The organism is Myroides sp. N17-2, from assembly GCF_002286775.1.
GTDB lineage: Bacteria > Bacteroidota > Bacteroidia > Flavobacteriales > Flavobacteriaceae > Flavobacterium.
On sequence record NZ_NSGJ01000076.1, the window covers coordinates 1 to 10611 of the forward strand.

8 protein-coding genes are annotated in these 10611 nt (G+C 33.9%); all 8 read left to right on the forward strand.

The window, feature by feature from the left end; genetic code table 11:
* Window positions 1-391 precede the first annotated feature (391 nt).
* The 8 genes from mobA (at window position 392) to CF599_RS18805 (ending at window position 10451) form a co-directional block, all read left to right on the forward strand.
* Complete coding sequence (mobA, locus tag CF599_RS18770; protein ID WP_115950303.1) at window positions 392-826, forward strand: conjugal transfer protein MobA; 435 nt, start codon at window positions 392-394, stop codon at window positions 824-826.
* Between the two features lie 4 nt (window positions 827-830).
* Window positions 831-2093, forward strand: coding sequence for a conjugal transfer protein MobB (gene mobB / locus CF599_RS18775; RefSeq protein WP_115950304.1), 1263 nt, complete (start codon window positions 831-833; stop codon window positions 2091-2093).
* A 355-nt stretch (window positions 2094-2448) separates the two neighbouring features.
* Window positions 2449-4356: a hypothetical protein gene (locus CF599_RS18780; RefSeq protein ID WP_115950305.1), complete on the forward strand. Its 1908-nt coding sequence runs from the start codon at window positions 2449-2451 to the stop codon at window positions 4354-4356.
* Window positions 4357-5256 carry a hypothetical protein gene (locus CF599_RS18785; RefSeq protein WP_115950306.1) on the forward strand — a complete coding sequence of 300 codons (900 nt, stop codon included), beginning with the start codon at window positions 4357-4359 and terminating at the stop codon, window positions 5254-5256.
* A 13-nt stretch (window positions 5257-5269) separates the two neighbouring features.
* Window positions 5270-7753 (forward strand): Hsp70 family protein, encoded by a 2484-nt coding sequence (locus tag CF599_RS18790; protein ID WP_115950307.1) that lies wholly within the window; start codon window positions 5270-5272, stop codon window positions 7751-7753.
* Window positions 7754-7763: 10 nt separating this feature from the next.
* The gene (locus tag CF599_RS18795) at window positions 7764-8405 is read left to right on the forward strand and encodes a hypothetical protein (protein WP_115950308.1); all 642 of its coding nucleotides are present in this window, start codon (window positions 7764-7766) and stop codon (window positions 8403-8405) included.
* Between the two features lies 1 nt (window position 8406).
* Entirely contained in the window at window positions 8407-8697 is a 291-nt protein-coding gene (locus CF599_RS18800) for a DUF6804 family protein (protein WP_115950309.1), read from the forward strand.
* Window positions 8694-10451: an AAA family ATPase gene (locus tag CF599_RS18805; RefSeq protein WP_115950310.1), complete on the forward strand. Its 1758-nt coding sequence runs from the start codon at window positions 8694-8696 to the stop codon at window positions 10449-10451. Before CF599_RS18800 ends, CF599_RS18805 begins: the two co-directional genes overlap by 4 nt.
* The last annotated feature ends 160 nt before the right edge of the window (window positions 10452-10611 follow it).

The window sequence follows — 10611 nt, forward strand, 5'->3', positions numbered from 1 at the left end:
TTCAATCACGCAGATTTGCTGTCGGGATTTATGCTGTTTAGTTACTTCATTAAGGATATAACCAATCAGCTAGCTAGCCATATACAAAGGAAATAAAAGCAGTCCCAATCTGCCTTAAGATGGAATTCAGTGGCATCATTTGGCGTTCATTGTCATTGTTGTAAATAGCTGTTATTCAAATAGTCTTACCGAAATTTGTAATGGAAGCTATGGGTTTTCCCTGCTAACTACAATCCGTTTGCAAAACGGATTTTTCTGAACCCCTGTTCAGAGCAAGTTATCTTTTGAGGTACTCGAAATAAATTTCGGCACCTCAAAAGCACTTGCCCTTGCAGGGGGCTGGAAACGGCTCCGAAGTCGCACGTTTATTAAAAATTAAAAATGGATTATTATGGAAGAGAAAAACAGAAAACAGATTAGAAAAACAGGAAGAAAACCGAAGACCGACCCTGCGGTCAATCGGTATTCCATTAACCTGAATGCAGAAGACAATGCCAAGTTTCTTGCCCTTTTTGACCAATCAGAAATGAAAGTAATTGCTCATTTTATTACAGCCTGTATCTTTCAAAAGACAGTAAAGACCGTTAAAATTGATATGGATGCAATAGAATATCATGAAAAGTTGACCCGATTTTTTAGTCAGTTCCGAGCAATCGGAACAAATTACAATCAGATTGTGAAGATATTGTACCGCAATTTTTCGGAGAAAAAAGCAGGAACATACCTATTTAAATTGGAAAAAGAAACTATAGAATTGGTACAAGTTACTAAAGAAGTCATCCGTTTGACACAGGAATTTGAAAAGAAATACCTGAATAAAGAGTAAAAATATGATTGCAAAAATCGGAAAGGGAAGCAATATGTACGGAGCAATTTTGTACAATCAGCAGAAAGTGGACAAGAAAAACGGAGCGGCTCTGCTCTTGAACAAGATACCCGACACCGTGGACTGCAGATATTCTGTAGCATATTTCAATAAATGCTTTGAACCTTACCTTTCGGCAAACATCAAAACGGAAAAGACTGTACGGCATATTTCGCTGAATCCAGATCCTTCAGATAAAGTCAGCGATGAACAGTTTATGCAAATGGCACAGGAGTATATGGAACGTATGGGATATGGCAATCAACCTTACATCGTTTTCAAGCATACGGATATTGACAGAACGCATATACACATCGTTTCAACTTGTGTGGGCATTGACGGAAAGAAAATTCCCGATGATTACGACCATCCACGCTCAATGGCTATCTGTCGGGATTTGGAAACGAAATATAACCTTAACAAAGCCACCGAGCAGGAGAAGAAACAAGCCGATAAGATTTTCAAGCCTGTAAATCATAAAAATGGAGACATCAAAAGTCAGATTGCTTCGGCAGTACGGCATCTACCAAAGTATTATAACTTTTCTACTATGGGTAGTTACAGTGCTTTGCTGTCGCTATTCAACATCACAGCGGAAGAAGTCAAAGGCGAGCGGAACGGTCAGACGGTAAATGGATTAGTTTATGTGGCATTGGACGAAAACGGAAACAAGGTAAGCAATCCGTTCAAGGCATCGTTTTTCGGAAAAGATGCAGGCGTTCCACAACTGCAAAAACACTTTGAGCAGTCCAAAGAGAAAATGAAAACCACACCTGTAAGGTCAGTTCTGAAAAATACGGTGGAGCTTGCCATACATACCACAAGTAATGAAACGGATTTTAAAAAGCAGTTGACCGAACAGGGTATTAATACAGTTGTAAGACGTAATAGTGAAGGACGAATTTACGGTATGACCTTTATTGACCACGAAAGTAGAAGCGTTTGGAACGGCTCACAATTAGACAGAAATTTGTCGGCAAAAGTATTCAACGATTGGTGGAATAATGGAAATAAACCCGAATTGAAGATACAGGATAACCCTGTTTCTAAAACAAATGAAATAGACAACGTACCGACAAAAGACCTTTTTGAGTTTCTCTCACAGGAACATTCGCCTAATACCGATTTGGGATTGTTTAGCTTGTTATCCGATGCACAAGGCGAGGATTACGAAGAAGAGCAGTTTGCTAATCGGATCAAGAAAAAGAAGAAAGGGAGAAAATTGTAGAATAGACTTTGAAATGCCCTACAGAAGAAATCCTAGATGTATTTTTCATATATTTGCAGGAGAACAAAAGAAGTTTCAATGAGTTAGAACAAAAGAAAAATAGATATATAATTATAGCGTTTCGCTTTATAAATTTCCTTGACTGAAAAGGTCGAAAATTTTCAATGACACAAGGGAAGTAAAAGTGGAAACGCCTACGGTAAAGCGTGGGCGTTCCTTTTTGCTTTGTGTCAGGGTATTCGACCACCTTCAGTCAGAGCTTGGGGAATTAGCTCACGTTATTTTTTGCTCTTTACGGAAACCCGTAAGGAAACCAAATAGAACCAATGTAAATTGCCAGACCGTAGAAATTATAATGAAATCAATACTAAATAATCCCTATAGAATTGCAGGAATTTTTGCAGATGCTTCTGCAAGAGAGATTCAAAGCAGAAAAGGGAAAATATCTGCTTATGCGAAAGTAGGAAAGTCAATTTCTTCTGAATATGATTTTCCTTTTCTATCATCACTACAAAGGAGTAGTACCATTATTGACAAAGCTTTTTCTGACATCGAACAAAATCAGAATAAAGTTTTCTATTCCCTATTTTGGTTTCTCAATCTCAATCCCATTGATAATACGGCAATTCAGCATCTGATAAGCGGAAACAAAGAAAAAGCGTCTGAAATTTGGGGAAAATTAATCAATGAGAAAGAGGTTAACTCAAAAAATTATTCAGCTTTCAATAATATTAGTACGCTTTATTTGTTGGGAGACTCCAAAGAAGATTTAAAACGAGGAATTACTACCAAAATAAAACTAATTGAATCGGAAAATTTTAAAGATTTTGTTCATACAGTTGCTGACGAGACTTTTTCTATTGATACACCAAAACAAATTGAACTATTGATTGCTGAATTACTAACGCAATTCAAAGACAAATATTCAGCTTCAGAAACAATGGAGTTGTTCAGCAATTGTAACGGAACTACTCAAAAATATCTTTCCAAAAAGTTTACCGAAGAACCTGTTCATAAAATTGAAACGCAAATTGAACAATGCAATAAAAAACGCATAAATAACAGAAGCAATGCTCATAAGTTTGGAACAGATTTATACCGTAACACCAAAGGGGAATTAGCACTATTAAAATCTATTGTAGGTAATGCTACCCTACAATATAAAATGTTGGCTGATAATATTGCGAAAGAGATGTTGCAGTGTTCTGTTGATTATTTCAACGAAAGCCAGGAACAGGAAAAAAGCGGTAATTATCTTGAAGAAGCTATGAAGCTGGCAAAATTAGCCGAAAGCGTAGCGGTAAATGATGCTACGAAAAACAAAGTAAAAGAAAATATTAGTACGCTTGAAGGAATGAAAGACAAAGAGCTTTCTCAAATTGTAGAAGTTTTAAAGTCTGTTAAACTAATGTATGAAGATAATGAGAGGAAAATTAATCAAGAAGTCAGAGACCTTGAGAAAAATGACGTATTAATTAAGCTAGGACACAAATCTATAAATTGGGGTGCAGTAAAGGATAATATCAGAAACTCAATAAATTGGGGAAATGTAAATGATTTATTATCTGGAATTTTAACAGATACGAATTTAAAGAAAATTAAAGAAAGTGATAAGTCCGAAACTAAAAAAGAGTTTTGGGAATTAATCAATTGGACAGAAAATAACTCATTAAAATCTGCTACTATTACACGCATAATTGAGAACTATAAAAAAATTGTTCCAAGCTTATGTTTCGAAATTCTTTCAGTAGAAATTACAAATACTGACTCTAATTCAAAAATTATTGAAAAACCCTTTCATATAGAAGACATAAGGTATATCGGACTAAAATTAAAAGTAAATTCTACTGGAAAACAAAGAGTTACCATTTACAAAAAATATATTAATCCCGAAGGGAAATATAGTAATAGCTCTAAAACTTCTCCTAAAGGATATACCAGTTCTAATGAAATAACAATAACGCCTGAAAGCAAGATAATTGACCTCGGTGGTTATGGAAATGCTAAAGAATGTACATATATGGCTGGAGAACACAAAATTGAAATATATGTAGAGCATTACAAGGTTTACACTAAAACTTTTAAAGTTGATTGGTCACCAAAGAAGAAAGCCGAATTAACAAAAAGTATTCAATTATTGGAAAACGAATTGAGAGAGGTTGAAAAATTCCAATGGTTTAGGGCTTCTGAAACTAAACAGAGAGAAGTGAAAACTGTTCAGGATAAAATTAAAAAAGTTAAGCAAACATTAATGAATAAATAAATGAAAAAAACTCTACTCATTCCAATACTATTTTGTGCAACAACACTTTTTGCACAAGAACAAAATACAGAACTCCAAAAGCAACGGCAGGAAATTTTTGTTTTAAAACAAAAATTAAACAATCAACAATCTGTAATCAATCAGCAAAAAACAGAATTGGAAAATCTTTCTTCAAAAACCGAAAATCAGGAAAAAAAGATTGATAGTCTGACATTGAGAACAGATGAAAATGTGAAAAATATTCATAGCATTGCGGAGAATTTGGGTGCCAAAATCCAACAAACTGAAAACGCTTCAAAAGATAGCATTTCCAAGTTGGATAAAGATGTAAGTACAAATCTGTTGTATTGGATAATTGCCACATTAGTTACATTAATTCTAGGTGGAGTTATTTATTGGCTTTTAGGCAAACGTATTGCAAATAGCAAAACCGATGTGGAAACTCAAATAAAAAACACAAAAACTGCTTTGGAAGAAGAAAGCATCAAGTTAGACAGTAAACTGATGGAAGTTTTAGAATCACAGTTGAAGTTAAAACAAGAGGAAAAAGCTCCAACCAAAGAAGCGGACGAAAAAGACCATTCTTTAGTGCTTAAAGTAGCTGATGAAGTAACTCGAATTTTAATGAATCTGGAGGTAATGGATAAAGAAATAAGAGGTTATAAACATCTAAAAAAATATTCTGAATCCATTTTGGACAATTTAAAAGCGTATGGATACGAAATTCCTGTTTTGATAGGTCAACCTTATAGTCAAGGGCTTAATATGGTTGCAACTTTAGAATTTGATGAAAATATTGAACAAGGAAAACAAGTCATAAAACGCATTATAAAACCCCAAGTTAATTATAACCACAAAATGATACAAGCAGCAAAAGTAATTGTTGCCTTTAACGAATAAAACTGATTAAAAAATGGCAAGATTAAAAATAGATTTCGGCATTGACTTGGGAACTACCAATTCAGCAATTGCTGTAATAGATAATGGTAAACCTAAAATGTTTAGAACAGATACACAAAGAGACACATTGCCTTCTTGTGTACTTGTGACACATAAGAGCAGGCTCATTGGCGATAAGGCTTATGGTCAACTTCCTAAAGACAGAAAAAAAGCATTTAACGAATCGGATTTCACATCTAATATATTCATAGAATTTAAAAGAACTATGGGTAATTCAGAAGTGTATAAAACAGATAAAGGCATAGAATTGTCATCAGAAGAACTATCCTCAGAAGTGCTTAAAACATTGAAATCTTTTGTAGATACGGAAAATGTAAAATCGGCAATTATAACAATTCCAGCGGCATTTGAAATGAATCAAATTAACGCCACGAAAAAAGCTGCTGAATTAGCAGGAATTGAATATGTAGAATTGGTGCAAGAGCCTTACGCAGCTGCTATTGCTTATGGTGTCTCATCTTCAAACAAAAATGGCTATTGGTTAGTGTTCGATTTTGGAGGAGGTACATTTGATTCCGCATTAGTAAAAGTCTCTGATGGAATCATCAAAGTAATAGATACAGAAGGAGATAATTTTTTAGGTGGAAAAAATCTAGATGAAGCCATCGTGAACGAAATATTTATTCCATACCTAAAAAATAAATATACAATTGATTCTATTTTAGAAGTTACAGCGAGATTCAATGCTTTCAAAGAAATGTGGAAGCCTTTAGCAGAGGATGCTAAAAATCAATTATCCTACAAAGAAGAATATTCAATACTTACAAATCTTTATGATGAATATGGAGAAGATGATAAAGGAGAAGAATTTGAAATCGAATTGAGTATTACCCGAGCAAAGCTCAAAGAAATAATAAGTCCATTTATCCAAAAAGCTATTGATTACTGTAAGACATTATTACAAAGAAACAACTTGGATGGAGGTAAATTAGATGAACTGATTTTAGTTGGAGGACCTACTCTTTCGCCTATTGTAAGAGAAATGATTGCCGAGCAAATCAAAACGCCAAACACAAGTATTGACCCGATGACTGTTGTTGCACAAGGTGCTGCAATTTATGCTTCTTCAATTAACAATCCTGTAGAAAGCGACAATAATAGCATTGATAATTCTGTGGTGCAATTGAAAGTTGATTATGAATCAATGGTTGTAGGAACAGAAACTTATGTTACGTTGAAATTAAAAGAAAATCAAAAAGACAAAACAGTTTTTATTGAAATTTCAAGAACAGATGAAGCTTTCAAGAGTGAAAGAGTTGAGCTAAATGAGATAGGAGAAGTCATAGAATTACAATTGGTTGAGGGAAATAATAACGGTTTTGAAATTATTGCTTACGATGAAAAAGGAAACAGATTAGATTGTGAACCTAAGTTATTTGATATAAGAGAAGGATCCGTACCAGGTGGAGCACCATTACCTCACGCTATTTGTATAGAAGTAATGGACAAAGTAACAGGAAAGAATATTATAAAACCACTGATTGGTTTAGAGAAGAATAAAACTTTACCATCATTTGGAATTTACAACGATTTGAAAACACAAAAACAAATCAGACCAGGAATGGATGATACTATTGAAATACCGATATATCAAGGCGAACCCAACACTAAGCCTGTAATAAATAATCACGTTTCTACAATCAAAATTTCTGGAAATGATTTACCAGCACTATTGCCCGAAGGAAGTATTATGAATCTTAAAATTGATATTGACAGGTCAAATATAATGACAGGTGTAGCAAGTTTTATTGATATAGATTTTGAATTTCCATTTGAAGTTGGATCAAATGAATCTGATGTAAAACCAGAATGGTTAGAAAGACAGATTCAAGAAGTAAAAGCCAATTATAGAGAAGTATCTGATACGATTGATGAAAATAAAAGAAACGAAATAAATGATGATTTAGAAAGAGTTGAAAAAATATTTGAATCGAAAAAAACAGAATCAGGCAGATTGGAGGCAAGGTCTGAACTACAAAAAGTAGCTCAAACTATTGATAAATTGGAGAGCGAGGCAGAATGGCCAAAATTAGAAGAAGAGCTTAAAGAGGAATTTTATAGATTAGAGAAAGCCAATAAAGATTTAGGAAACGACCGTTCAACACAAGTTGTTAATCAGTTGCGAAATCAATTAGAAGAGGTTTTGAAATCACAAGACATCAAATTAGGTAAGACATTGGCAGAAGAAATCCATTCAGTATTTTTCCAAATGACATTAGTATATCAACTTATTAATTTCATCAGACAGCATAATCAGAATTTTTCACAATTCCATTGGACGGATAGTCACAGGGCAAGACAATTATTGAACGAAGGTTTACAACAAATCGGAGAAAACCCAAATACGGATGATTTGCATCCAATTGTAATTGAGTTAATTAATTTATTACCAGTTACAGAAAGACCTAGTGATTACGATGGTATTTTGGTGGGCTAAGATTCTAACTATGAAAAAACTATTAACTACCTTTTTAATTGTTGCTCTTTTAACTTCTTGCGAATCGAAACAAGCAAGAAAAGAGCGTATTGAATTAGAGCAAAAGCAAAATGAAACAGAAAAAGCGGAAGCTATTCGTTTAGAAAAAGTACGCATTGAACAAGAAGAAACCGACCGTATAGAAAGAGAGGCTCAACTAGAAAAAGAACGAAAAGAAAAAGAACTTTACGATATGTATATTTCTAATTCTTTGCTTACTGGTTCAACTCCTTATTCCAAATATTATGGAAGTAACTCTTCCTGTAGCGATTATGGATGTTCGCAAATAAAGGTACGAACAAGCAATTCAGATGTTTTAGTAATTATCAAGAAAAATGACAAAGTTGTAAGGCACGCTTTTATTCAAGGAGGTGACGGTTATACTTTTTCTTTCCCAAATGGTACTTATCAAGCTTTTTTCTATTATGGAAAAGGTTGGAATCCTGAAAAGGAAATGAAAGGTGGCAAAATAAAAGGTGGTTTCATTACAAATGAAGATTTTGGGAAAGACGAACCACAATCGCTTTATAATAATGTGTTAGAATACGAATTGATTTTACAACAAAATGGAAATTTCAGTACTCGCCCAAGCAATCCCGAAGAAGCATTATAGAATGGAAAAAATCATAAAAATAGGCTTAGCGGTTTTAATGTTTGGTTGCCTTTTGGATATGCCTTATGGTTATTATCAACTGGTGCGTTTTATAGCGTTAATTGGTTTTGGCGTGTTGGCTTATCAAGCTAATCAACAAAGTAGGCAAACTGAAATGTTTATCTATGGAGCATTAGCATTGCTATTTCAACCATTTTTCAAAATTGCATTAGGACGAGAATTGTGGAATATTGTAGATGTGATTGTTGGCGTTGGATTGTTGGTAAGTTTGGCGAAAAAAAATAAAAAATGAGTAAATCCGTATTATCCAAAGGTCAAACTATTGACAATAAATATTCAGTTAGCTTCTTTCTGAAAAAAGGAAGTTATGCCGAGACCTATCGTGCACAAAATGAAGCGAAAGCAACCAAATTTCTAAAACTTTTTGACTTCGCAAAATTGCATCGTACACAGTTTACGGAAAGTGGGGAGATTTTGGAAATCGAAATGCTAAAACAAATCAAGCATCCCAATTTGGTAAAGTACAACGATAGCGGAAATGCTATTATTGACAGCCATAAATATGCTTATGTGGTTTTGGATTTTGTAAGTGGAGAAACTTTAGCCGACAGAATGAAACGTGAAAATACACTCAATCCGTATGAAGCAAAAAGTATCATTTTGAGTGTTTTAAATGGTTTGAATTATCTGCACAACAAACAAATCATTCATAACGATATTACCAACCAAAATATAATGCTGGATTTATCAGGTAAGATCGCCATTCCTAAAATCATAGATTTTGGTTATGCTCGTTTTCTGCAACAATCTAACAAAGATTTTTTGAAAGATGGTTTGAATTTGTTTTACACAGCTACTGAAACGTTTAATAAAGTATTTTCTGCTCAAAGCGATATTTATTCGGTCGGTGCTTTATATTTCCATTTATTGACAGGTTTACCGCCTTACTTTGTAGAAATATCCAAATACAAATCTGACAAAATACAATTAGAGGAAGTTATTTTAGACGAACGCAAAAAACCTTTAAAATTTTCGGATAAAATAGACGAAGAAACGCAGAGCATAATCCGAAAAGCATTGCAATCAAAAGCGGGGAATCGTTTCAAGTCTGTAAAAGAATTTATTCAAACATTAAACGGAGAATTAGAAGTTGAATTTTCAATTCCAGAAGAAAAAACCACAAAAATTCAGCCCAAAGAAAAGAAAAAAGGCAAAGGATTTTCAGCAATTGCAGGAATGCAAGAATTGAAAGACACTATACAATTAGACGTAATAGACGCCTTGAACGATAAAGAACGATATGCAGAATATGGTTTAACTATTCCTAACGGAATGTTATTGTATGGTCCGCCTGGTTGCGGTAAAACTTTTTTTGCTGAGAAAATGTCAGAAGAAATTGGATTTAATTTTTACCAGATAAAACCGTCAGACATTCAAAGTAAATTCGTCAATGCTTCACAGGAAAACATCAAGAATTTATTTGATGAAGCAAGGCAGAACGCACCGAGTATAATTTTTATAGACGAATTGGATGCACTTGTACCTAGTCGGGACACATCCAACATCAGTCATATGAACACAAGTGCAGTCAATGAATTTTTAGCACAGATGAATAATTGCGGAGAAGACGGAATTTTTATTGTTGGTGCTACTAATAGACCAAATGCTATTGACCCAGCAATTTTGCGTTCAGGGAGATTGGATAAACATATTTACTTGCCACCACCTGATTTTGAAGCCCGTAAATTGATGTTTGAATTGTACTTAAAAAAGCGTCCGACAGAAATTGGTTTGAATTACGAAGAATTAGCCAAAGCAACCGAAAACTATGTCTCAAGTGATATCAAATTTCTATGCGATGAAGCATCACGAAAAGCATTGAAAGAAAATACACGGATTACAAAAACCGTTGTTTTGGAGACAATCCGAAACAATAAACCATCAATCTCTTTGCAGGAGTTAAACAGCTATTTAGTAATTAAAGCAAAAATGGAAGGAGAAAGTAATAACACTAATGATAGACCGAGTATTGGATTTAGGACGTAGTTTCTAAAATTTTGTATATTTGCTATGAGCTAACGGAAACACGTTGAAAAACAAAGCAGTAAGCACCGTTACCAAATCGTTACCTGACTTCTTTGATTATCTCTATAAAAGCTTAGTATTCAATCGATACAGCTTTTTCCTGAAAACTTTAAAATATAAA